This is a genomic window from Rhodococcus pseudokoreensis, assembly GCF_017068395.1.
Lineage (GTDB): Bacteria > Actinomycetota > Actinomycetes > Mycobacteriales > Mycobacteriaceae > Rhodococcus_F > Rhodococcus_F pseudokoreensis.
Window position 1 is genome coordinate 1,372,389 of record NZ_CP070619.1, and the last position, 22,569, is coordinate 1,394,957.

A 22,569-nucleotide genomic window follows, 5' to 3' on the forward strand; every position below is an offset into this window, starting at 1 on the left:
ATCAACGACCATCGCCCTCACCAGCTGTTGGTATTGCTGTTCGCGACGAGGGCGATGATCAGGATGGCGTACCCGATGACGAAGACGACGATCAGCGCCACCCAGATCCACAGGGCGATCTTGCCGAGCGACTTGGCGCGGTCGGACGCGTACTGGGCGCCCTGGTAGTCGCCCATCGCCCACTTCGGGTAGACGTCGTGGACGTGGTTGAACGCGGCGAACGCGAGCGGCCAGAAGAAGAGGACGGCGGCCACCGCCCACCCGGCGTTCGACGGCGGCAGCGGCGGCGGGCCGTACTGTCCCGGGTAGGGCTGCGACGGCGGCTGTTGCTGCTGCGTCGGGTACTGGTAGCCGTAGGCGCCCGTGTCGCCCGGCTTCGGCGGCACCGGTTTGCTGGGCGATTCCGGATTGTTCGGTGACTCCGACATGACATCCCCCTGTCGTGGCAGCTGACCTGATGCCTCCACTATCCCATCCTCTCCCCACGTGAGTGGGAAAGTGCGCCGGAGTACGCGTCGGCACTCACGTGAGGTTCTAGTCTCAGCACGTGACCCGATGGTTGATCGTCCTCGCGATATGGATCCTCGGCCTGGGCGCTCTCGCCCTGACCGTCGCTGTGGCCACGGGATGGTGGTTCGCCGCCCTCCTGCTGCTCGCGACCGCTGCTCTGGGCACGTGGGACCTGGTGCAACGGCGGCACAGCATTCTGCGGAACTACCCGGTGCTGGGGCATGCGCGGTTCCTGCTCGAGAAGATCCGCCCCGAGATCCAGCAGTACTTCATCGAATCGTCCACGGATGGAACACCCTTCGACCGCGACACCCGCGACCTCGTCTACGAGCGCGCCAAGGGCACGCTCGCCGAGGAGCCGTTCGGCACCGAGCGGGACGTCCACGCCGTCGGCTACGAGTTCATGGTCCATTCGCTGCGCGCCCGGACGGCCCCGCCCGAACCGCCGACCGTCCGCCTCGGCGGACCGGACTGCGAACAGCCCTACGACATCGCGCTTCTCAACGTGTCGGCGATGAGTTTCGGCTCGCTCTCCGCCAACGCCATCGAAGCCCTCAACGCCGGGGCCGCGCGCGGCGGGTTCGCGCACGACACCGGCGAGGGCGCCATCAGTCCCTACCACCGCAAGCATGGCGGCGACCTGATCTGGGAGATCGCGTCCGGTTACTTCGGCTGCCGGACGGAGGACGGCCGGTTCGACCCCGCCCAGTTCGCCGAGCACGCGGCACTCGACCAGGTGAAGGCGATCTCCATCAAACTGTCGCAGGGCGCGAAACCCGGGCTCGGCGGGGTGCTGCCCGGTGCGAAGGTGTCGCGGGAGATCGCCGAGACGCGCGGCGTGCCGGTCGGGAAGACGGTGATCTCCCCGCCCTCGCACACCGCGTTCTCCACCCCGAACGGGCTCATCGACTTCATCGTCACCCTGCGGAAGCTGTCCGGCGGCAAACCCGTCGGGTTCAAGTTGTGCGTCGGATCGCGCATCGAATTCCTCGGCATCTGCAAGGCGATGCTCGAACGCGACGTCACCCCGGACTTCGTCATCGTCGACGGCTCCGAGGGTGGAACCGGTGCGGGTCCAGTGGAATTCGAGGACAACATGGGCATGCCCCTCACCGAGGGGCTGATGCTGGTGCACAACGCGCTCACCGGCACCGGGTTGCGGAACCGCGTCAAGATCGGCGCGTCCGGGAAGGTCGCCAGCGCATCCGACATCGTCAAACGGATCATCCAGGGCGCCGATTTCACCCTGGCCGCCCGCGCGATGATGTTCGCCGTCGGGTGCATCCAGGCGCAGATGTGTCACACCAACCGCTGCCCCGTCGGGGTGACCACCCAGGACCCGGCGCGGACCCGCGCACTCGACGTCCCCGACAAGGCGGCCAGGGTGTTCCGGTTCCAGAAGTCGACGGTGGCAGGCGCCCAGCAGATGGTGGCGTCGATGGGCCTCGACAGCTTCGACCAACTGACACCGGCGATGCTCAACCGCCGGATCGACGGCGTCACCACCCGCACCTACGCGGAACTGTACGAGTGGCTGATGCCCGGCGAACTACTCGACGACCCCCCGTCGGATTGGCTCACCGACTGGATCGATGCCGACTCGACTCGCTTCTGACGTCGTTTTTTCGTCGAACGGAACGTCGGAGCAATAGGGTGACGGGGGCCACAAAAGATGTGGCTCTTGTCGACGGCGTCGCCCCTGGCACACAATGACGACGGGGACGCCGGGAAGGAGTTCGCGATGGCCCTGAGAGCCGCCCCCGAATCCGAGGTCGAGTACCTGAAAACGGATCCGGATCTGCCGCCCGTCGGCGTCGTGGACCGCACCCCGATCTCACCGGCGGCGCGGATCACGTTCGCCGTCCTCGGCCTTCTCGGCGGCATCGCCTGGGTGATGATCGCGTTCGTCCGCGGCGAGAACATCAACGCCGTCTGGTTCGTGGTGGCCGCCGTCTGCACCTACCTGATCGCCTACCGCTTCTACGCGCGGCTGATCGAGCGCAAACTCGTCCAGCCCCGTGACGATCGGGCCACCCCCGCCGAGATCCTCGAAAACGGCAAGGACTACATGCCGACGGATCGGCGGGTGCTGTTCGGGCACCACTTCGCCGCCATCGCCGGCGCAGGCCCCCTCGTCGGCCCCGTCCTCGCCGCCCAGATGGGCTACCTGCCCGGCACGCTGTGGATCATCATCGGCGTCGTCTTCGCCGGCGCCGTCCAAGACTTCCTCGTCCTGTGGATCTCGACGAAACGCCGCGGCCGCAGCCTCGGCCAGATGGCCCGCGACGAACTGGGCGTCGTCGGCGGCATCGCCGCCATGATCGGCGTCTTCGTCATCATGATCATCCTCATCGCGGTGCTCGCCCTCGTCGTCGTCAACGCGCTGGCGGAAAGCCCGTGGGGTGTCTTCTCCATCGCCATGACCATCCCGATCGCCCTCTTCATGGGCGTCTACCTGCGGTACCTGCGCCCGGGCAAGGTCGCGGAAGTGTCGCTGATCGGCGTCGTGCTGCTGCTCCTCGCCATCGTGTCCGGCGGCTGGGTGGCCGACACCGGCTGGGGCGCCGACTGGTTCACGCTGTCGAAGGTGACCATCGCCTGGCTGATGATCGCCTACGGTTTCGCCGCTTCCGTCCTGCCCGTGTGGCTGCTGCTGGCGCCGCGCGACTATCTGTCGACGTTCATGAAGATCGGCACGATCCTCCTGCTGGCCATCGGCATTCTGATCGCGCAGCCCACCATCAAGATGCCCGACGTCACGACGTTCGCCATCCAGGGCAACGGCCCCGCCTTCGCGGGCTCACTGTTCCCGTTCCTGTTCATCACGATCGCGTGCGGCGCGCTGTCCGGCTTCCACGCCCTCATCTCCTCCGGCACGACGCCCAAACTGCTGGCGAAGGAAAAGCAGATGCGGCTGATCGGATACGGGGGCATGCTCACCGAGTCGTTCGTCGCGATCATGGCGCTCGTCACCGCGTGCATCATCGACCAGCACCTGTACTTCGCGCTCAATGCGCCGGCGACCCTCACCGGCGGAACCCCCGAGACGGCCGCGGCGTATGTGAACAGCCTCGGACTGTCCAGCCCGAACATCTCCGCGGACACCCTCGCGCAGGCCGCGGCGGGCGTCGACGAGGAGTCGATCATCTCGCGCACCGGCGGTGCCCCGACGCTCGCGTTCGGCATGTCGGAAGTGCTCAGCCAGTTCCTCGGCGGCGCCGCCCTCAAGTCGTTCTGGTACCACTTCGCGATCATGTTCGAGGCGCTGTTCATCCTCACCACCGTCGACGCCGGCACCCGGGTCGCCCGGTTCATGCTGTCGGACTCGCTCGGCAACTTCGGTGGCGCCGCCCGCAAGTTCAAGGATCCGTCGTGGCGCATCGGAGCCTGGGTGTGCTCGCTCGCCGTCGTCGGACTGTGGGGCGCCATCCTCCTGATGGGCGTCACCGACCCGCTCGGCGGAATCAACACCCTGTTCCCGCTGTTCGGCATCGCGAACCAGTTGCTCGCCGCGATAGCCCTGATGGTGGTTCTCGCCATCGTCATGAAGAAGGGCCTCTTCAAGTGGGCCTGGATTCCCGGTGTTCCCCTCGTCTGGGATCTGATCGTCACCATGACCGCGTCCTGGCAGAAGATCTTCTCCGGCAACACCTCCGTCGGCTACTGGTCCCAGCACGCCGCGTTCAAGGAGGCGAAGGAAGCAGGCAAAACCAGTTTCGGATCCGCCAAGACCTCCGAGGCCATCGACGCCGTCATCCGCAACACGTTCATCCAGGGCACCCTGTCGATCGTGTTCGCCGGCCTCGTCCTCGTCGTCATGGCGGCCGGAGCGGTCGTGTGCGTCAAGGCGTTCCGGGCGGGCGGACTGCCGACCACCGAAGCACCCGAGGAGCCGTCGAAGATCTTCGCACCGGCCGGGTTCGTCCCCACCGCCGCCGAGAAGGACCTCGACAAGGAATGGAACGAACTCATCGCCTCGGGCGCGGTCCGCGCACCCGGCGCGGCACACACTCACACGGACAGGGCACATCATCATGATGAATAAGGTCGTCGGGGCCGTCCGGACCGCCTGGTGGTGGACGGGGGCGCTGATGGGCGACCACGACTACAGCAGGTACGTCGAGCACCTTCGCCGCCACCACCCGGACGCCGAGGTGCCGAGCGAGCGCGATTACTGGAAAGCGCGCTACGCGGACGCCGACGCCAACCCCGGCGCCCGCTGCTGCTGACCACACCGTGCCGTCCCGGCGTTCCCCAGTACTGTCAGTACTGATCGGCTGAGCAGACACGGCAGGGAGGACCATCTGTGACGGAGAAGGAAGCCACGGCACCGTCCGGGAGCACGATCACGAAACCGGACCGCGGGCACCTCATCGGGGTGGGTGCGATGTGGCTGGCCAAGTGGTCGCTGGTCCTCGTGGCAATCTCGCTGGGCGCGTTGCTGTTCGGATGGATCATCGAGAAGCTGTGGGTGATCGTCCTCCCCGTGCTGCTGGCGATCGTGGTGTGCACGGTGCTGTGGCCGCCGACACGCGCGATGACGAAGCGGCGGATCCCCCCGGCGGCGGCCGCCGCGACAACGCTCGTCGTGTTCATCGCCGTCGTCGCCGGGATCATCGCCGGCATCGTGCCGTCCGTCGTCAGTCAGGCCCCCGAGCTGGCCAACAAAGCCACCCAGGGCATCAACCAGGTGCAGGACTGGTTGAAGGGTCCGCCGATCAACCTGCAGGACGACCAGATCGACCAGGGCATCCACACGATCATCGTGAAGGTCCAGGAGAGTGGAACGGTCATCGCGTCCGGGGTGTTCACCGGTGTCAGCACCGCCAGCTCGCTGCTGATCACGCTCGGCCTCGTGCTGGTGCTGTCGTTCTTCTTCATCAAGGACGGCCCCCGGTTCATCCCCTGGCTGCATTCCGTCAGCGGCGGCCGCGCGGGCCGTCACCTCGAAGTGGTGCTGGGCCGCATGTGGGACACGCTCGGTGGATTCATCCGCACTCAGGCTCTGGTCAGCCTCATCGACGCCGTCTTCATCGGGGCCGGGCTGGTGATTCTGGGTGTGCCACTCGCACCGGTCCTCGCGATCCTGACGTTCATCGGTGGCTTCATCCCGATCGTCGGTGCGTTCGTCGCCGGCGCACTCGCCGTGCTGGTCGCACTGGTCGCCAATGGTCTCACCACCGCGGTGATCGTGCTGATCATCATCATCGTGGTGCAGCAGATCGAGGGCAACGTGCTGCAGCCCGTTCTCCAGAGCAAGAGCATGAAACTGCACGCCGTCGTGGTCCTCCTCGCCGTCACCGCCGGTGGCTCCGTGTTCGGAATCGTCGGCGCCTTCCTCGCGGTGCCCGCCGCCGCCGTCGCCGCCGTGGTGGTGCGCTACATCGGCGAGCAGATCGACGAGCACAGCGCCGAGAGCAACATCCCCGACGCCGTCGCCGCGAACGAAGACCTCGACGACGCCGAACGGGAGGGCGTCACCGTCGACGAGACCGCCGTCGCGTCGAAGCCGGACTGACCGGCGGTCAACCGGCCACGACCTCCACGGTCGAGCCGGTGCGTCCGCGGATCACGTGCAGCCTGCTCGGGATCCGCTGACGCATCTCGTCGACGTGACTGACGACCCCCACCACCCGGCCGCCGTCACGCAGCTCGTCGAGAACACCCATCACCAAGTCGAGGGTGTCCGCGTCGAGGGTGCCGAATCCCTCGTCGATGAACATCGTGTCGAGCACGACGCCACCCGACTCGGCCGCCACCACATCGGCGAGACCGAGCGCCAGCGACAGCGACGCAAGGAACGACTCACCACCGGACAGGGTCTTGGCCGAACGCACCACCCCGGTGTAGTCGTCGCGGATATCCAGCCCCAGGCCGCCGCGGCGGCCTCGCGGGCCGGCCTCGTCGCTGTGGACGAACTCGTAGCGCCCGGCCGACATGCGGCCGAGCCGCACGGACGCCGACACCGCGACCTCTTCCAGCCGGGCCGCGAGCACATACGACCGCAGCGACATCTTCCTCGCGTTCTGGCCACGGCCCGCGATCACCTCGGCGAGCGCGGCCAACTCCTCGTGCGCGGCCTGCATCGGGGCAATCGTCTCGGCGGTCTTGTCGAGCTGACCGACGTACCGTTCCAGGTCGAGCAGTCGGCGCTCGGCGTCGGACGCCGCCGCGACGGCGACGTCCACGACCTCCGCCGCCGCGTCGTGCGCGTGCCGGACGGCCGCCAAATCCACGGGTTCCGCGTCGGCGACAGCGGCGACCTCGGGATCGTCGAGCACTCTGCGCGCCCCCACCTCGGCGTCCCGCGCCGCCGTGAGGGCGGCCTCGATCTCATTCCGGCGAGCGGCCGTCCGGACCGCGGCCACGGCGTCGCCGATGCCGCCGAAACCGGCGTCCCCGGCGAGCGCCTGAGCCTTGGCCGCGAGTTCACGGGCCGCCGACTCGGCACCGGCGCCCGCGTCCCGCGCGTCCAGCAGTTCCGATGCCGCCTCGGCGAGCGCGTCGAGTCGCGCGCGACGATCCTCGACGCTCGGGTCGTCGCCCGCCGCCTGACTCACCCGGGCCCGGATCTCCCCGAGTTGCGTCGTGCTCGCCGCGATTCGCTCGGCCACCGTGGCGGCATCGGCGCCGACGTCCCGCGACCGTTCCTGCAGCCGGCTCTCGCGGTCCCGCAGTTCGGTGAGGATCGCGGATCGGCGCTCCACCTGATCCCCGAGCGCAGTCGCCTCCCGCACCGCCGACTCCGCGGCCGAGAGTGCCTGCGCGAGTTCGTCCGCGTCACCGTCGCCGCCGCGCTGCACGAGCACGTCGATCGCGCGCTCGGCCGCGCCGAGTTTCTCGGTCGCGGTCGTCAGCGCCGCCGCGGCTTTCTGCTCCGCCGCGCGTGCCTGGTCCTCGCCGGCCTTCGTGACCGACAGCTCGGACGGTTCCGCGGGCCGCGGGTGCTCGGGTGAACCACACACCTGGCACGGGACACCGTCCTCGAGCGTGCCCGCCAGTTCGGCGGCCATGCCCGTAATCCGGCGTTGCATCAGGTCGAGCCAGTGTTCCCGCGCGTCCTGGTGCTGCTCCCGGGCCTCGTGCACCGCGCGTTCGAGGCGATCCCGCTCGACGCGGCGGGTGCGCAGATCCGCCGCCGCGGAGGCCGCGTCGGCTGCCCGGTCCCGGGTGTCGACGAGGCCGGGCAGTGCGGCGCGGGCCTTCTCCGCCGAGTCGAGCGCCTTCTCCGCTTCCCGCTGGGCGAGTGGTAGTTGTTTCCGCTCCCGGGACAGCGCGTCACCGGCCTCGGTGAGTTCGACCTGCCGCGCGCGCAGCCGTTCCACCTCGACGGTGAGCCGGTCGGCGGCAACGGATTCGGCGAGTGCGCCGTCGAGCCGCACGATCTCGTCACGCCAGGTGCGGATTCCGGCCCGGATGTGCTCGCGTTCGTCGACGGTCGGCGGCCAGGACAACTCCGCAACGAGGTCGGCGCCGCCCACGCTCGCGCGCAGTCGGTCGGTGATCGCCCCGACGTTCCGCGCTGCGGCCGCGGCTTTGGCCCGGGCGGCGTCGGCGTCGCGCGCCACCGTCGCGACCGGTTCTGCCCGGCGCGCATCGGCCAGTTCGGCGACGAGGACGGCCCGCTGACCGGCACCCGCTGCGTGGGTGTCGAGTTCCGTCTGGGCTCGCCGCCGGCGGGTCTGCAGTTCGAGGACGCGGCGCGCCTCCGTGAGCGCATCACGGGCCACCATCGCCCGGCCCTTCGCTTTGTGCAGGTCGTCCGCTGCCAGGTCGCGGGTTGCGCGCGCCTCGTCCTCGAGCTTGTGGGCCCAGGTCACCGGATCGGCGTCGGCGCCGCCCTCGATCCCGGCGGCAGTCGCGACTCTCGCGAGCAGCAGGTCGACGGACCGCTGGTGCTCGTCGAGTTCGTGGGCGCTGGTGCGCCTGCGGTCGAGGAACCACTCCTCCACCGTCTCGAATCGCGTGGTGTCGAACAGCCGCTCCAGCAGCTGGCCGCGCTCCTCGGTGTCGGCGCGCAGGAACTTCGCGAACTCGCCCTGCGGCAGCAGCACCACCTGGAAGAACTGGTCGGCGCTCATGCCCATCAGCCGCCCGACCTCGTCGGCGATGTCGGGGATCCGGGACAGGTTCTCGCCGTGACCGTCGAGCCAGGTCAGCGTGGCCTTCGCGTTCTCCTTGATCGTCCCCGACCCGCGACGCTTGGGCCGCTCGAACTCCGGGCTGCGGACGAGCCGCAGATGCCGGCCGGCGATCGTCGCCTCGAGTGTCACCGTCGGAACGGATCCGGCGGGAGCGTGGTCGGACAGGAGGCGCTTGCCGTCCTTCCGCACCCCGGGCACGGTGCCGTACAGCGCGAACGCCACCGCGTCGAGGACCGTCGTCTTGCCGGCCCCGGTATGACCGTGCAGCAGAAACAGCCCGTCCGCACCGAGCCGGTCGAAGTCGACTTCCACGGATCCTGCGAACGGCCCGAAGGCTTCGACCTCCAGTCGATGCAGCCTCATGCCGTCTGTTCCAGCGCGACGACCTCGGCGGTGTCCTCGCCGGCCCGGTCGGCGTAACCGAGGGCGGCCTCGACCAGCCGGATCTCGCTCGTCGACGGTGCGCTGCGCAGATCGGTGAGGAAGCTGCGGGTGATCTGCAGATCACTGCGTCCGTGCACCTTGTCGCGGTAGCGCAGATCGTCGGCACCGTCCGGGCGCTGCCATTCGAGGTGGACGGCGAACGGGAACCGGGTCTGCAGCGCGCGCATGGCGTCGACCGGACGTTCCGGGTCGGTGAGCACCGCCGACACGTAGCAGTCCTCGGCGTCGCGGTACGCGTCGTCCTCGAGCAACTGCTGCACCGTCCCCGTCAGCTGCTTCAGACCGCGGACCACCGGCAGATCGACCCGCTCGACGGAGTGCAGTCCGTCGGCGTCGAGGTCCACGAGGAAGACGGCCTTGCCGTGGGTGCGCTCACCGAACGAGTACGGCAGCGGCGAACCCGAGTACCGGATGTTCCCGGTGAGGGTCTGCGGCGAGTGGAGGTGGCCGAGCGCGACGTAGTCGACCCCGCCGAAAGCGGACGCCGACACGGTCTCGACGCCGCCGACGGAAATCGACCGCTCCGACCCGGCGGCCTCCGCCCCGACCACGAACGCGTGGGCCAGCACCACCGACCGGGTGCGCGGCGCGTTTTCACGGCGCGCGTCCAGGTCGGTGCGGACACGGCCCATCGCGGCGTCGAGGATCTCGGCGTGCGACCGGGCGTCAGGCACGTCGAGTTGCGCGCGGGTGATCTCGGGCTCGAGATACGGGATGCCGTAGAACGCGACGGGTCCGTGCGCGTCCTCGAGCACGACGGGCGCGCTGATCCCGGAGACCGTCGTCATGAGGTGCAGCCCACCCGCGCGGGAGAACGCGGCACCCGCGCCGAGCCGCGCTGCGGAATCGTGGTTGCCGGACGTGGCGACGATGACCGCGCCCGCGTCCCGGATGGCTTCGAATCCGCGGTTGCACACGGTGACGGCGTCCGCGCTGGGAATCGACCGGTCGTACACGTCGCCGGGAACGACGACGACGTCCACACCGTGCTCGGCGACGAGAGCGGCGATCGCATCGAGCACACGGGCCTGGTCGGTGAGCAGGTCCACCCCGTGGAACGTGCGTCCGATGTGCCAGTCCGAAGTGTGCAGGATCCTCATGTCCCGAGACCGTAGAGCACCGTGCCGACAACCTCGAACACCTCGCCCGCGTGGCGTCCGGCCGAATGGGCTGTCGGTGGGCGGGTGCACCATGAGCCACATCGCCACATCGAGTCCCGGGTCACAGTCACCGCCCGCAAGCTCCACGACCTCGACGTGTTCGACGACGACCTCACCGAGGTCAGCGCCGTAGATTCGTGGTCGCGATGCACAAATCTCGAGGATCTCTCGGGCTCCACCGGTCACGCCAACGGAGCTACTCGACAAGTTGCCGCTACTGTCGTTGTGTGTCTGCAACCCAACGTGCTCGCTCTGGGGTGCCGCTCGACAGGCGGTCGATTGTCCCTACGGTCCCCGGTCTCCCCTGGTGGGGTGTCATTCTCCTGGCCGTCGGAGTCAGTTTTGTCGGATTCGCTGTCGATGCGGCTCGTGGCACCGAACTCACGGCGGCGTTCTCCACCTTCTACTTCCTCGGCTGTGTCCTCGCCGTGGCGGCTGCCGGCAACCGGGCGCTGTTCACCGCGATCGTCCAGCCGCCGCTGATCCTGTTCGTGGCGGTGCCGCTCGGGCAGAGCCTGATCGCGGAGGAGAACAGCACCGCACTGAAAGACCTGGCGATCAACGTCGCGTATCCGCTGGTCAACCGATTCCCGGTGATGCTTGCCGCCACCGTGGTGACGCTGCTGATCGGTGGGCTCCGCCTCTTCCTGCTGCAACAGCGCAAGACCGGCCCCGCCCGGACCTCGGAGCGTCGACGTGCGCAGAAGGAGCAGCGGACGCCGCGCGCCGCCCGCCCCCGGCGCACCGCCGAAGGGTCGGAGCAGTCCCCGCCGCCGCGTCGGGCGCGGGACAGGGACACCGCGAGGGACGCTGCACGGGAGCACCCCCGGTCGTCGCGACGGGCAGCCACTCCGCCGCCCCGCCGCTCGTCCTCGTCGGGCGGGCGCACGGCTCCCCCACCACCGATGGTCGACCGGGCAGCGCAGGCGCCCCGTTCGGCAAAGCCGCGGACCACGCAGGCGCCGCGATCGGTACCGCCGCGGACCATGCCACGGCCCGACAACGACGTGCCTGCCCACCCCATTCCGCAGGTGCGTTACCGCGACCGGTACGAGCCGCCGTTCGAGTCGGAGCAGCCCCGCTAGAGCGAGGACGGCGCCGGGAGCGGGCCGATCAGGTCCGCGCGGCGCGAAGCTCGCGCGGCAGTGCGAACACCAGCGTCTCGTTGGCCGTGGTGACCGACTGGACGTCGTGGAATCCGTGCTCGTCGAGCAGATCGATCACACCCCGCACCAGGATTTCCGGTACGGACGCGCCCGACGTGATCCCCACGGTCCGGACGCCGTCGAGCCAGGCCGGATCCACTTCGCGGGCGTAATCGACCAGGTACGACGCCTTCGCGCCCGCACCCAGCGCGACCTCGACGAGGCGAACCGAGTTGGAGGAGTTGCGGGATCCGACGACGATGACGAGATCGCATTCGGGGGCCATCGCCTTGACCGCCACCTGACGGTTCTGGGTGGCGTAGCAGATGTCGTCGCTCGGCGGGTCCTGCAGACTCGGGAAACGCTCCCGCAGGCGCGCGACCGTCTGCATCGTCTCGTCGACGCTCAGCGTGGTCTGCGACAACCAGATGACCTTCGATTCGTCGCGGACCGTCACGGCGTCGACGGAATCGGGGCCGTCCACGAGTTGCACGTGATCGGGGGCCTCGCCGGCCGTGCCCTCCACTTCCTCGTGGCCCTCGTGGCCGATGAGGAGGATGTCGAAGTCGTCGCGGGCGAATCGCTTGGCTTCCTGGTGGACCTTCGTGACCAGCGGGCACGTGGCGTCGATGGTGCGCAGATTGCGTGCGGCGGCCGATTCGTGGACCGCCGGTGACACGCCGTGGGCGGAGAACACGAGCAGCGCACCCTCCGGAACCTCGTCGGTCTCGTCGACGAAGACCACACCCTGATCGCTGAGCGTCTCGACGACGTGCCGGTTGTGGACGATCTCCTTACGCACGTAGATGGGGGCGCCGTGCTTCTCGAGCGCCTTCTCCACCGTCTCGACGGCGCGGTCCACGCCGGCGCAGTAGCCGCGGGGCTCTGCGAGCAGTACGCGCTTCCCGCCGTCGGCACGCGACGCTCCCGAATCTGCAGAACGTGTGATACCCACATTGAGTGGAACAGCCGAAGACATGGCTCCAGACTACGGGTCACCCCGGACGGACGACACTTTCGCGGGGCCTCGGCGGGGTAGTGTGCGCATCGTCGCACCCAAGTAGTCGACGCTGTGGGCCCGTCGGCTACCCAAACGTGCCGTTGTCAGGCAGGCTGTGGGAATGATTCGTCCCCCGTTCGTGGCGCGTGTCGCCGCTGGAATCGCCGTGACGGCCGTCGAAGAGGCCAGGAAACTGCCGACCACCGCGGCGACCCTGCCCATGACCGCGGTCAGTCAGGTGCTGCAGACCACCATGCGCGTGCAGCAGTCCATGACGGCGCTGGCCATCAAGGGCGACCAGGCCTTCGCACTCATCAACTGGACCCACGACGACGAGCAGCCCGCGTGGGCCGTCTTCGACGAGGACACCGATCCGGCGCCCGGCGTCGACGGTGCCACCGAGGAGCGGTCAGCCGGACCCGGCCGGTTCGCGCTGTACTCGCTGAGCCCGCAGGACGAGAGAACACCCGAGAAGGTCTCGGCCCCGAAGGCAGCACCCGCCGCCACCAACGGCGCCGCCACCACGAAAACGGCGAGCAAGAAGCCCGCCACCGTCCGGCCCGCCGTGGCCGAACCCGAGATCGTCGTCGTCCTCGACTACGGCACGCTGACCCTCGCCCAGTTGCGGGCGCGTCTGCGCAACCTGTCGGTCGAGGACCTGACGACGCTGCTGGACTACGAGAACGCGACCCTGGCCCGCGCGCCGTTCCAGACCATGCTGACCAACCGCATCACCACCGCCAAGGCCAAGTGACCTCCGCACAGCCCCGCGCAGCCAGTACCGGACCGAGTACCGCCGAGCAGCCGTGGCCGGTCCGCACCGTGTCGGCCAAGGTCGCACAGTGGATCGACCGGCTCGGGAGTGTCTGGGTGGAGGGACAGATCACCCAGATCAACGCGCGTCCGGGCACCCGGACGGCGTTTCTGGTGTTACGTGATCCCTCCGTCGACATGTCGCTGTCGGTGACTTGCTCCCCGCAGTTGCTGCAAAGCTCGCCCGTTCCGCTCACCGAAGGCAGCCGGGTGGTGATGTTCGGCAAGTTGTCGTTCTACACCGGCCGCGGTTCGGTCTCGTTGCGGGTCACGGAGATCCGCGCGATCGGGATCGGCGAGCTCCTGGCCAGGATCGAGCGGTTGCGCGCGCTGCTGGCCGCCGAGGGCCTGTTCGACCCGCGGCTGAAGCGTCCGCTGCCGTTCCTGCCCGGCACCATCGGGTTGATCACGGGACGTGCCAGCGCCGCCGAGCACGACGTCCTCAGCGTGGCGCAGCGCCGCTGGCCCGCCGTGCGCTTCGAGGTGCGCAACACTCCGGTGCAGGGCGCGACCGCCGTCCCGCAGATCCTCGACGCGTTGAAGGAACTGGACGCCGACCCGCACGTCGACGTGATCATCCTCGCGCGCGGCGGCGGCAGCGTGGAGGATCTGCTGCCGTTCTCCGACGAGACGCTGTGCCGGGCGATCGTCGCGTGCCGCACCCCGGTGGTCAGCGCCATCGGCCACGAACCGGACAGTCCGCTCAGCGACCACGTCGCCGACCTGCGGGCCGCGACACCGACGGACGCCGCCAAGCGGGTGGTGCCGGACGCCGTCGCCGAGCAGGCACTCGTCGGCGAACTGCGGTCGCGGAGCGCGGCCGCCCTGCGCAACTGGGTGCAGCGCGAGTCGCATCTGATCTCCCAGTTGCGCAGCAGGCCGGTCCTCGCGGACCCGTTGCGCGCACTCGACGACCGGTCGGACGAGATCGAGCGACTGCGGGAGGCCGGGCGACGCGACATCAGCCGGGCGATCGCCGCGGAGAGCACCACGATCGAGCACCTGCGGGCACGGCTGACGACCCTCGGCCCCGCCGCGACCCTGGCCCGCGGCTACTCCGTGGTCCAGCGGATCGTGCCGGACGGCGACCCGGAGGTTCTGCGTTCGGTCGACGACGCCCCGCCGGGCACCCAGATTCGCGTTCGAGTCGCCGACGGCGCAATCCGCGCCGCGGTGATGGGAAAGGACAAGTAGGAACATGAGCAACCCCACCGGAAACGACGCCGACATCGCGGAGCTCGGTTACGAGGCAGCGCGCGACGAACTCGTCGACGTGGTCAAGGTGCTCGAACAGGGTGGCCTCGACCTCGACGCGTCACTCGCGCTGTGGGAGCGCGGCGAGGCGCTGGCCAAACGCTGCGAGGAGCACCTCGCCGGGGCCCGCAAGCGCGTGGAGACAGCCCTCGCCCAGGCCGAGGACGAGGACTGATCCGCGCCCCCGTCGTCAGGCGGCGAGGATCGGGGCGTCGGCCGCCGCGGTGGTGAGCTGCTCGAACGCCTCGGGTGATGCGCTACCCGTGACGAGCAGCCGGACGTCGCCGAAGTCGGACACCCAGATCGGTTCGACACCCTCCCCGCCGTACACGATCCAGCTGTGACCTGCGACGTCCTCGGTGCCCGTCGCCGTGCGCGGACCACCCGCGACGAACGGCACCAGCACCGTCTCGACGGCGTTGCTCTGCGTCAGCTGGATGTAGCGGCCGGCCTCGGTGATGAATCCGACGGTGCTCGAATCGCCGCCGCCGTCGCCGCTGACGATGCTGCGGCTGCCCGAGTTGGGCGTCCAGCCCTCCGGCGTCTCCGGCTTGCGCACCGGGAACGGCAGGTCCTGCGCGTCGTACTTCAGCGCCGCGTCCACGTCGAAGCTGGGAATCGGGCCGCTCGTGGGTCCGCCCGGGCTGAACGTGCACTGGCTGGCGATACCCGCGATCAGCACACAGAACAGGACAAGGGGTACGAGCGACCACACCATGTCGCGGTTGTTGTGCAGGATGCGGGGTTTATCAGATGCCACGCCCACCAGTATCCAGGGTCGGTCCCGGAACAACGATTCTCGGTCCCGTGATTCGCGCCCCAGCAGCGCACGTCACACATCTTTCTGGGAGAATCAGCTGCGAGATCCACTCGACAATCGGCGGCCGACGGCCACCGACACAGCGTCGACGTACAACGTCGACCGTGACTGCACCAGGAGGCACTGCCCATGACGGCTAGCACCACTTCGAGTCGCCGCGAGGCCCCGGACCGAAATCTTGCTCTGGAATTGGTCCGAGTCACCGAGGCTGGTGCGATGGCTGCCGGTCGCTGGGTCGGCCGTGGCGACAAGGAGGGTGGCGACGGCGCCGCCGTCGACGCCATGCGCCAGCTCGTGAGCTCGGTCTCGATGCGCGGCGTCGTCGTCATCGGCGAGGGCGAGAAGGACGAAGCCCCGATGCTGTTCAACGGCGAAGAGGTCGGCAACGGCGACGGACCGGACTGCGACTTCGCCGTCGACCCGGTGGACGGCACCACCCTGATGTCCAAGGGCATGCCGAACGCCATCTCCGTTCTCGCGGTCGCCGAGCGCGGCGCGATGTTCGACCCGTCCGCCGTGTTCTACATGGAGAAGATCGCCGTCGGACCCGACGCAGCCGATGTCATCGACATCACAGCGCCCGTCGCCGAGAACATCAAGCGGGTCGCGAAGGTCCGCAAGGCGTCGCCCTCCGACGTCACGGTCTGCATCCTCGACCGTCCCCGGCACGCCCGGCTGATCGAAGAGGTCCGGGACACCGGCGCCCGGATCCGCCTCATCTCCGACGGCGACGTCGCGGGTGCGATCGCCGCCGCGCGTCCGGAGTCGGGCACCGACATCCTGCTCGGCACCGGTGGCACGCCCGAGGGCATCATCGCCGCCGCCGCCATGCGCTGTATGGGTGGTTCGCTGCAGGGCCGGCTGGCCCCGACCGACGACGCGGAACGCCAGAAGGCCATCGACGCAGGCCACGACCTGGACCGCGTGCTGACCACCGAGGATCTCGTGTCCGGTGAGAACGTCTTCTTCTGCGCCACCGGTGTCACGGACGGCGACCTGCTGCGCGGTGTCCGCTACTACGGTGGCGGCGCCTCGACGCAGTCGATCGTGATGCGGTCGAAGTCGGGCACCGTCCGCATGATCGACGCGTACCACCGTCTGGAGAAGCTGCGCGAGTACTCGTCCGTGGACTTCACGGGCGAGGACGGCGCCGTCCCGCCGACGTTCTAGGCCCTTCGGGCTCGTGCGCCTTTCCGGTAGCAGCAGCAACCGGAAAGGCGCACGGGGAGCACCCCCACGACGCGCTCGAAAGTGGCATGTTTGACGCATGACCGAGAGCAACGAGCAGCAGTACCGGATCGAACACGACACCATGGGCGAGGTGCGGGTGCCCGTGGATGCGCTGTGGCGCGCGCAGACTCAGCGCGCCGTCGAGAACTTCCCGATCAGCGGTCGAGGTCTCGAGCGCACCCAGATACGCGCGATGGGTCTGCTGAAGGCGGCCTGCGCGCAGGTCAACAAGGATCTCGGCCTCCTCGACGCCGAGAAGGCGGACGCGATCATCGCCGCGGCGGGTGAGATCGCCGAGGGCAAGCACGACGACCAGTTCCCCATCGACGTCTTCCAGACCGGTTCGGGCACCAGTTCCAACATGAACGCCAACGAGGTGATCGCGTCGATCGCCGCGGCGAACGGTGTGGTCGTCCACCCCAACGACGACGTGAACATGTCGCAGTCGTCCAACGACACCTTCCCCACCGCGACGCACGTCGCGGCGACCGAGTCTGCGGTGAAGGACCTGCTGCCCGCTCTCGACCACCTGCGCCTGGCCCTGCTCGACAAGTCCACCGAGTGGAAGACCGTCGTGAAGTCGGGCCGCACCCACCTCATGGACGCCGTCCCGGTGACCCTCGGTCAGGAGTTCGGCGGGTACGCCCGTCAGATGGAGGCGGGGATGGAACGGGTGGTGGCCGTTCTTCCGCGGCTCGGTGAGCTGCCCATCGGCGGCACCGCGGTCGGGACGGGACTCAACGCCCCCGACGGATTCGGCCCGAAGGTCGTCGCCGAACTGGTCAAGGCGACGGGTGTCGACGCCCTGACCCCGGCGAAGAACAGCTTCGAGGCGCAGGCCGCGCGTGACGGCCTGGTGGAGGCGTCCGGTGCGCTGCGCACGATCGCGGTGTCCCTGACCAAGATCGCCAACGACATCCGCTGGATGGGGTCGGGTCCGCTCACCGGTCTCGGCGAGATCCGTCTCCCCGACCTGCAGCCCGGCAGTTCGATCATGCCCGGCAAGGTCAATCCGGTTCTCCCGGAGGCCGCCACCCAGGTCGCCGCACAGGTGGTCGGTAACGACGCCGCGGTCGCCTGGGGCGGTGCGGCGGGCGCCTTCGAGCTCAACGTGTACATCCCGATGATGGCGCGAAACCTGCTCGAATCGTTGACGTTGCTGGCCAACGTGTCGCGGCTGTTCGCCGACCGGTGCGTGGTGGGGCTCGTCGCGAACATCGAGCATCTCGAGACGCTCGCGGAGTCGTCGCCGTCCATCGTGACGCCGCTGAACTCCGCGATCGGGTACGAAGAGGCCGCGGCGGTCGCGAAGCAGGCGCTGAAGGAGAAGAAGACCATCCGCGAGACCGTCGTCGACCGCGGTCTGATCGGCGACAAGCTGACCGAGGAAGAACTCGACAAGCGTCTCGACGTGCTGGCGATGGCGAAGGTGAAGGACTGACCCTGCCGACGAAAGAGAGCCCGCACTCGGTTCGAGTGCGGGCCCTCTCGCGTCGAAGTCCTACAGCAGCGCGGACAGTTCGTCGCGGGCCTTCTCGCCCTCGGCGCCGAGGTCGGTGCGTCCGGCGATGTTCCACGAGCGGAGCAGCGGGGCGAACACCTTCTCCCCCTGCTGGGCGGGGTCGTAGATGCCGGCCTCCGCGAGCACCGCGGTGCTGTCGGTTCCGCCGGGCAGTGCCACGCTCGGCACGTCGAACGCGGCGATCCGCGAGGCGATGGCGCGCATCGTCTGGTCGGGCACCAGCTCGAACGCCGCCTCGACGATGTTCCGGTAGAACAGCGACTGCAGTTCGTCGTCGGCGGCCAGCCGCTCGGCGATGACGGCAACCAGCGCGTCCTCACCGAGTGCGGCCGTGTTGTGATGACGCACGGCCGCGGCCTTCTCCTCGAGCGCGGAGTTCGCGAGCATCTCGATCAGATGCATCGGCGGCATCGCGTAACCGCGGACCATCTCGTCCATCCGGGCGCGCTCGAGGGCGACGGGATCGACGGCACGCGTCACCATCAGGTAGTTGCGGAGCACGATGGAGTGCCGGTTCTCCTCGGCGGTCCAGCGGCCGACCCAGCGCCACCACGGGCCCACGAGGGCGAGGTGCTTGGCGATCTCGCGGTGGTACGCGGGCACGTTGTCGGCCACCAGCACGCCCACCGTCAGCGCGAGCGCCTCGACGTCGCTCAGGGTCGACTGATCTGCCGACCAATCCGTTCCACCCATGAACGCGAAGTTCTTGCCCTGGTCCCAGGGAACCAGATCATGCGGCTGCCAGCCGTCCGCCTCGGCGATGTGGCGTGTGAGGTTTTCGTCCACCACCGGGGCCAGCTCACTGAGCAGCTGCGAGTCGTCTTTTTCAATCGGCATCCGCACACCGTAGCGTCCGCGACTCGTCGCCGGGTCGACCACCGGTGGATTCGACGTGAACAACACCGGCGTTGTGACGAAAACAGGCAGGTCATGGGCTTGCAGTCGTTAGGCTGACAGTTCACAGCTGCCCCGGGCCCGAGCAGAGGATCACCAATGCGCAGACTTCGGAACCTGACGATACTTCTCTCGGCGCTCGCCCTCGGCGGGTCAATCGTGACCGGGTGCGGCTCCGACACGGACGACGCCGGGTCCGCCGACTCGTCCGGTGCGAATCCCACCTCGGAGTCCTCCGGGCCGCCCAACCCGGCCGCCGTCGCGGGCGTCGACATTCCCGACGGCCAGATCGACGACGCCGTGGGCCGCCTCGACGACCTGGCGAACGAGTTGATGGAGAGCTCCGGACTGCCGGGCATGGCGGTCGCCGTCGTCCACGGCGGGCAGACCGTCTACGCGAAGGGATTCGGGGTGCGTGAGGCGGGCACCGATCAGAAGGTGGACGCCGACACCGTGTTCCAGCTGGCGTCGATGTCGAAGCCGGTGGGGTCGACGGTGGTGGCCCGTCAGGTCGATGCCGGCGTCATCGGCTGGGACACTCCTGTGGTGTCCAAGCTGCCCGGTTTCGCCCTCGCCGACCCGTGGGTCACGGAGCACGTCACGGTGGGCGATCTGTACTCACACCGGTCGGGATTGCCCGATCACGCCGGCGACCACCTCGAGGACCTGGGGTACAACCAGCAGCAGGTGCTCGACAAACTCCGGCTCGATCCGTTGAACCCGTTCCGGATCACCTACGAGTACACCAACTTCGGTCTCACCGCGGCGGCCGAGGCCGTCGCGGCGGCATCGGGGACGGATTGGGCGACGCTCTCCGAGCAGGCGATCTACGGGCCGCTGGGGATGTCGTCCACGAGTTCGCGGTTCGCCGACTACGAGGCCCGCAGCGACCGCGCCGTCGCGCACCAACTCGTCGACGGCAAGTACGTCGCCGATGCGGTACGCAACCCCGACGCGCAGTCACCCGCAGGCGGGGTGAGCTCGTCCGTCAACGACATGGGCAAATGGCTGGCAATGCTGCTGGCCGACGGGACGTTCGAGGGCAAGGAGATCATCTCCTCGGAGGCGCTGCAACCGGCCGTCAGTCCTCAGATCGTGTCCAGTCCGCCGCGTTCGATGGACAGCCGTCCGGGGTCGTACGGTTACGGGTTCAACGTCTCGACCACCCCGGCAGGCCGGGTCTCCCTCAGCCATTCCGGCGGATTCCAGCTCGGGGTGGCGACGAACTTCGTCGCGATACCGTCCGCCGACGTCGCGATCGTCGCCCTCACCAACGGCTCGCCCGTCGGAATTCCCGAAACCCTGACCGCCGAGTTCGCCGACCTCGTCCAGTTCGGGGAGATCCGCGAGGACTGGAGATCGTTGTACCGGCAGGCCATCTCGCCGATGTCCGACCCCGAGGGCAGCCTCGTCGGCCAGACGGCCCCCGCGAACGCGGCACCAGCGCAGCCGCTGCCGACCTACTCGGGCACGTACAACAACGCGTACTGGGGCCCCGCCGTCGTCACCGAGAGCAACGGCGCGCTGACGCTCGGGCTCGGGCCCGCCGGGCAGACGTACCCCCTGACACACTGGGACGGCGACACCTTCACGTTCACGCTCAGCGGGGAGAACGCTCCGCCCGGGACCATTTCCAAGGCCACGTTCGCCGGCAACGACGTCACACTCGAGTACTACGACACGGAAGACAACGGGACATTCGTCCGCTGAGCCGACACAATCGACGGGGAGAAGATCATGAGCACCAACTCGCATGCACCGACGGGAACCGATCGCACGGAGACTGCCAATGTCCGGGTGGTCCGGGCATTCCTGGACGCCCTCGTCGCCGGCGACCCGGACGCCGCGCAACAGTATCTCCACGACGACATCGTGTGGCACAACGTGTCGCTGCCGAAGATCCGCGGCATCGGCGCCGTCATGCGGATCTTCCGCGGAATGAGCCGTCCCGGTTTCGGATTCGACGTGCGCCTGCACCACATCGCCGACGACGGAACGGCCGTGCTGACCGAACGCACCGACGTCCTGATCTACAAGCGGCTGCGCAGCGAATTCTGGGTGTGCGGCACGTTCGAGATGAGGGATGGCAAGATCGCCGTCTGGCGCGACTACTTCAGCAACCGGGATGTCCTCTGGGGCACCCTCAAAGGCATCGTGCGCGCATTCTGACGTGTCCGCCCGATGTCACCTCGGTTGATTCGGATCGAGGTGACATCGGGCGGATCACACTGCGGGGAAGGCGCCTACGGCGTCGGCCCGAACTCCTCCAGCATCTCCGTCACCAGCGCCGCAATCGGCGAACGCTCACTGCGCGTCAACGTGATGTGCGCGAACAGCGGATGCCCCTTGAGCTTTTCGATCACCGCGGCCACGCCGTCGTGACGTCCGACCCTCAGGTTGTCGCGCTGCGCGACGTCGTGCGTGAGGATCACCCGGGACCCGGTGCCCAGCCGGGACAGCACCGTGAGCAGCACGTTGCGTTCCAGCGACTGCGCCTCGTCCACGATCACGAACGAATCGTGCAGTGACCGTCCGCGAATATGCGTGAGCGGCAGCACTTCCAGCATGCCGCGGCTGATCACCTCGTCCATCACCTCGGTGCTGGCCAGTCCGTCGAGAGTGTCGAAGACCGCCTGGGCCCACGGACCCATCTTCTCGCTCTCACTGCCCGGCAGATAGCCGAGCTCCTGGCCGCCGACCGCGTAGAGCGGCCGGAAGACAACGACTTTCCGCTGAGTGCGACGCTCCAGGACCGCCTCCAGCCCCGCCGTCAACGCCAGCGCCGACTTGCCGGTGCCCGCCTTGCCGCCGAGCGACACGATGCCCACGCTGTCGTCGAGCAGGATGTCGAGGGCGATCCGCTGCTCGGCCGAACGTCCGTGCAGGCCGAACGCCTCCCGCTCCCCCCGCACCAGCTGCACCCGCTTGTCGGCGTTCACCCGGCCAAGCGCACTCGACGAACCACCCAGCAGCCGAATACCCGTGTGGCACGGAAGCTCCCGGGCCTCCTCCAGGTCGACGACGCCTTCGGAGAACAGTTCGTCGATCGACGAGGACGCCACGTCCAACTCGGTCATACCCGTCCATCCCGACGGAACGACGTCGTGGGCGTGGTATTCGTCGGCGGGAAGACCCACCGCACCGGCCTTCACCCGCAGCGGGATGTCCTTGCTGACCAGGACGACGTCACCGCCCTCGGCCTCGAGGTTCAGCGCGCAGGCCAGGATCCTCGAATCGTTGCTGTCCGTGCGGAATCCGACCGGCAGAAGCGACGGATCGGTGTGATTCAGCTCGACCTGCAGGGTGCCGCCGTCCGTGCCGATCGGCACGGGCTGGTCGAGTCGACCGTACTCGAGACGAAGGTCGTCGAGCATACGCAGCGATTCTCTTGCGAACCATCCCAACTCGTGGTGATGCCGCTTCCCTTCGAGCTCGCTGATCACGACGAGGGGAAGCACCACGCGGTGCTCGGCGAACCTGGTGACGGCCCAGGGGTCGGACAGCAGTACGGAGGTATCGAGTACGAACGTACGAAGTGCAGAATCCGACGATTTCCTGGGGGCGACGGACGACTGTCCGGCGCGGGCTGAGACGGAGCGTGAAGCAGTCACGTTGGCTCCTAGGTCTGCGCGG

19 protein-coding genes are annotated in these 22,569 nt (G+C 68.6%); 12 read left to right on the forward strand and 7 right to left on the reverse strand.

Annotated features, from left to right (window positions below; all coding sequences use genetic code 11):
- Window positions 1–17: 17 nt before the first annotated feature.
- Window positions 18–428, reverse strand: a complete 411-nt coding sequence (locus JWS13_RS11775; RefSeq protein ID WP_206005692.1) for a CD225/dispanin family protein — start codon at window positions 426–428, stop codon at window positions 18–20.
- 119 nt (window positions 429–547) lie between these two features.
- Here JWS13_RS11775 and JWS13_RS11780 point away from each other — a divergent pair, with 119 nt between their 5' ends.
- The 4 genes from JWS13_RS11780 to JWS13_RS11795 all read left to right on the forward strand — a co-directional run bounded on the left by JWS13_RS11780 (window position 548) and on the right by JWS13_RS11795 (window position 6,028).
- On the forward strand, window positions 548–2,125 hold the full coding sequence (locus JWS13_RS11780) for an FMN-binding glutamate synthase family protein (protein ID WP_206005693.1): 1,578 nt from the start codon (window positions 548–550) through the stop codon (window positions 2,123–2,125).
- Window positions 2,126–2,251: 126 nt separating this feature from the next.
- Window positions 2,252–4,555, forward strand: coding sequence for a carbon starvation CstA family protein (locus tag JWS13_RS11785; RefSeq protein WP_206005694.1), 2,304 nt, complete (start codon window positions 2,252–2,254; stop codon window positions 4,553–4,555).
- Window positions 4,548–4,739, forward strand: coding sequence for a YbdD/YjiX family protein (locus tag JWS13_RS11790; protein WP_124389513.1), 192 nt, complete (start codon window positions 4,548–4,550; stop codon window positions 4,737–4,739). The genes JWS13_RS11785 and JWS13_RS11790 overlap by 8 nt, the downstream gene beginning before the upstream one ends.
- A gap of 77 nt (window positions 4,740–4,816) precedes the next feature.
- Window positions 4,817–6,028, forward strand: a complete 1,212-nt coding sequence (locus JWS13_RS11795) for an AI-2E family transporter (protein ID WP_124389438.1) — start codon at window positions 4,817–4,819, stop codon at window positions 6,026–6,028.
- Window positions 6,029–6,035: 7 nt separating this feature from the next.
- On the opposite strand, the gene JWS13_RS11800 is transcribed toward JWS13_RS11795, so the two are convergent.
- Both JWS13_RS11800 and JWS13_RS11805 read right to left on the reverse strand, forming a co-directional pair.
- Window positions 6,036–9,017, reverse strand: a complete 2,982-nt coding sequence (locus JWS13_RS11800; protein WP_206005695.1) for an AAA family ATPase — start codon at window positions 9,015–9,017, stop codon at window positions 6,036–6,038.
- Window positions 9,014–10,198, reverse strand: coding sequence for an exonuclease SbcCD subunit D (locus JWS13_RS11805; protein WP_206005696.1), 1,185 nt, complete (start codon window positions 10,196–10,198; stop codon window positions 9,014–9,016). Before JWS13_RS11805 ends, JWS13_RS11800 begins: the two co-directional genes overlap by 4 nt.
- A gap of 287 nt (window positions 10,199–10,485) precedes the next feature.
- On the opposite strand from JWS13_RS11805, the gene JWS13_RS11810 reads away from it, so the two are divergent.
- Complete coding sequence (locus tag JWS13_RS11810; protein ID WP_206005697.1) at window positions 10,486–11,343, forward strand: DUF6542 domain-containing protein; 858 nt, start codon at window positions 10,486–10,488, stop codon at window positions 11,341–11,343.
- A gap of 28 nt (window positions 11,344–11,371) precedes the next feature.
- On the opposite strand, the gene JWS13_RS11815 is transcribed toward JWS13_RS11810, so the two are convergent.
- Window positions 11,372–12,382 (reverse strand): 4-hydroxy-3-methylbut-2-enyl diphosphate reductase, encoded by a 1,011-nt coding sequence (locus tag JWS13_RS11815; RefSeq protein WP_087556506.1) that lies wholly within the window; start codon window positions 12,380–12,382, stop codon window positions 11,372–11,374.
- A 142-nt stretch (window positions 12,383–12,524) separates the two neighbouring features.
- Here JWS13_RS11815 and JWS13_RS11820 point away from each other — a divergent pair, with 142 nt between their 5' ends.
- From JWS13_RS11820 to JWS13_RS11830, 3 genes are read left to right on the forward strand one after another with little or no spacing between them, the layout of a single operon-like run.
- A complete protein-coding gene (locus JWS13_RS11820) occupies window positions 12,525–13,157 on the forward strand; it encodes a lipid droplet-associated protein (RefSeq protein ID WP_206005698.1) in 633 nt (210 codons plus the stop codon).
- Window positions 13,154–14,410, forward strand: a complete 1,257-nt coding sequence (xseA, locus tag JWS13_RS11825) for an exodeoxyribonuclease VII large subunit (RefSeq protein WP_206005699.1) — start codon at window positions 13,154–13,156, stop codon at window positions 14,408–14,410. The genes JWS13_RS11820 and xseA overlap by 4 nt, the downstream gene beginning before the upstream one ends.
- A gap of 4 nt (window positions 14,411–14,414) precedes the next feature.
- Complete coding sequence (locus JWS13_RS11830) at window positions 14,415–14,645, forward strand: exodeoxyribonuclease VII small subunit (protein WP_206005700.1); 231 nt, start codon at window positions 14,415–14,417, stop codon at window positions 14,643–14,645.
- A 15-nt stretch (window positions 14,646–14,660) separates the two neighbouring features.
- Here the strand turns inward: JWS13_RS11830 and JWS13_RS11835 are convergent, their stop codons facing one another.
- Window positions 14,661–15,230, reverse strand: a complete 570-nt coding sequence (locus JWS13_RS11835) for a DUF4245 domain-containing protein (protein WP_009479114.1) — start codon at window positions 15,228–15,230, stop codon at window positions 14,661–14,663.
- Between the two features lie 189 nt (window positions 15,231–15,419).
- Between JWS13_RS11835 and glpX the strand changes: the two genes are divergently transcribed.
- Together glpX and JWS13_RS11845 are read left to right on the forward strand one after the other, a co-directional pair.
- The gene (gene glpX, locus JWS13_RS11840) at window positions 15,420–16,460 is read left to right on the forward strand and encodes a class II fructose-bisphosphatase (RefSeq protein ID WP_037231517.1); all 1,041 of its coding nucleotides are present in this window, start codon (window positions 15,420–15,422) and stop codon (window positions 16,458–16,460) included.
- A gap of 97 nt (window positions 16,461–16,557) precedes the next feature.
- Window positions 16,558–17,961 (forward strand): class II fumarate hydratase, encoded by a 1,404-nt coding sequence (locus tag JWS13_RS11845; RefSeq protein ID WP_206005701.1) that lies wholly within the window; start codon window positions 16,558–16,560, stop codon window positions 17,959–17,961.
- Window positions 17,962–18,021: 60 nt separating this feature from the next.
- On the opposite strand, the gene JWS13_RS11850 is transcribed toward JWS13_RS11845, so the two are convergent.
- Window positions 18,022–18,879 (reverse strand): acyl-ACP desaturase, encoded by an 858-nt coding sequence (locus JWS13_RS11850; RefSeq protein WP_124389430.1) that lies wholly within the window; start codon window positions 18,877–18,879, stop codon window positions 18,022–18,024.
- Between the two features lie 156 nt (window positions 18,880–19,035).
- Here JWS13_RS11850 and JWS13_RS11855 point away from each other — a divergent pair, with 156 nt between their 5' ends.
- Together JWS13_RS11855 and JWS13_RS11860 are read left to right on the forward strand one after the other, a co-directional pair.
- The gene (locus tag JWS13_RS11855) at window positions 19,036–20,646 is read left to right on the forward strand and encodes a serine hydrolase (RefSeq protein WP_206005702.1); all 1,611 of its coding nucleotides are present in this window, start codon (window positions 19,036–19,038) and stop codon (window positions 20,644–20,646) included.
- 27 nt (window positions 20,647–20,673) lie between these two features.
- A complete protein-coding gene (locus JWS13_RS11860; RefSeq protein WP_124389428.1) occupies window positions 20,674–21,105 on the forward strand; it encodes a limonene-1,2-epoxide hydrolase family protein in 432 nt (143 codons plus the stop codon).
- A gap of 74 nt (window positions 21,106–21,179) precedes the next feature.
- Here JWS13_RS11860 and JWS13_RS11865 read toward each other — a convergent pair whose 3' ends face one another.
- Entirely contained in the window at window positions 21,180–22,547 is a 1,368-nt protein-coding gene (locus tag JWS13_RS11865; protein WP_160103132.1) for a PhoH family protein, read from the reverse strand.
- Between the last annotated feature and the right edge of the window lie 22 nt (window positions 22,548–22,569).

Excerpts from the sequence above, each read along its gene's own strand:
- JWS13_RS11820 (WP_206005698.1), top strand. The coding sequence starts at position 12,525 with ATGATTCGTCCCCCGTTCGTGGCGCGTGTCGCCGCTGGAATCGCCGTG.
- JWS13_RS11785 (WP_206005694.1), top strand. The coding sequence starts at position 2,252 with ATGGCCCTGAGAGCCGCCCCCGAATCCGAGGTCGAGTACCTGAAAACG.
- JWS13_RS11830 (WP_206005700.1), top strand. The coding sequence starts at position 14,415 with ATGAGCAACCCCACCGGAAACGACGCCGACATCGCGGAGCTCGGTTAC.
- JWS13_RS11845 (WP_206005701.1), top strand. The coding sequence starts at position 16,558 with ATGACCGAGAGCAACGAGCAGCAGTACCGGATCGAACACGACACCATG.
- JWS13_RS11860 (WP_124389428.1), top strand. The coding sequence starts at position 20,674 with ATGAGCACCAACTCGCATGCACCGACGGGAACCGATCGCACGGAGACT.
- glpX (WP_037231517.1), top strand. The coding sequence starts at position 15,420 with ATGACGGCTAGCACCACTTCGAGTCGCCGCGAGGCCCCGGACCGAAAT.
- JWS13_RS11775 (WP_206005692.1), bottom strand. The coding sequence starts at position 428 with ATGTCGGAGTCACCGAACAATCCGGAATCGCCCAGCAAACCGGTGCCG.
- JWS13_RS11815 (WP_087556506.1), bottom strand. The coding sequence starts at position 12,382 with ATGTCTTCGGCTGTTCCACTCAATGTGGGTATCACACGTTCTGCAGAT.
- JWS13_RS11790 (WP_124389513.1), top strand. The coding sequence starts at position 4,548 with ATGAATAAGGTCGTCGGGGCCGTCCGGACCGCCTGGTGGTGGACGGGG.
- JWS13_RS11800 (WP_206005695.1), bottom strand. The coding sequence starts at position 9,017 with ATGAGGCTGCATCGACTGGAGGTCGAAGCCTTCGGGCCGTTCGCAGGA.
- JWS13_RS11850 (WP_124389430.1), bottom strand. The coding sequence starts at position 18,879 with ATGCCGATTGAAAAAGACGACTCGCAGCTGCTCAGTGAGCTGGCCCCG.
- JWS13_RS11855 (WP_206005702.1), top strand. The coding sequence starts at position 19,036 with ATGCGCAGACTTCGGAACCTGACGATACTTCTCTCGGCGCTCGCCCTC.
- JWS13_RS11805 (WP_206005696.1), bottom strand. The coding sequence starts at position 10,198 with ATGAGGATCCTGCACACTTCGGACTGGCACATCGGACGCACGTTCCAC.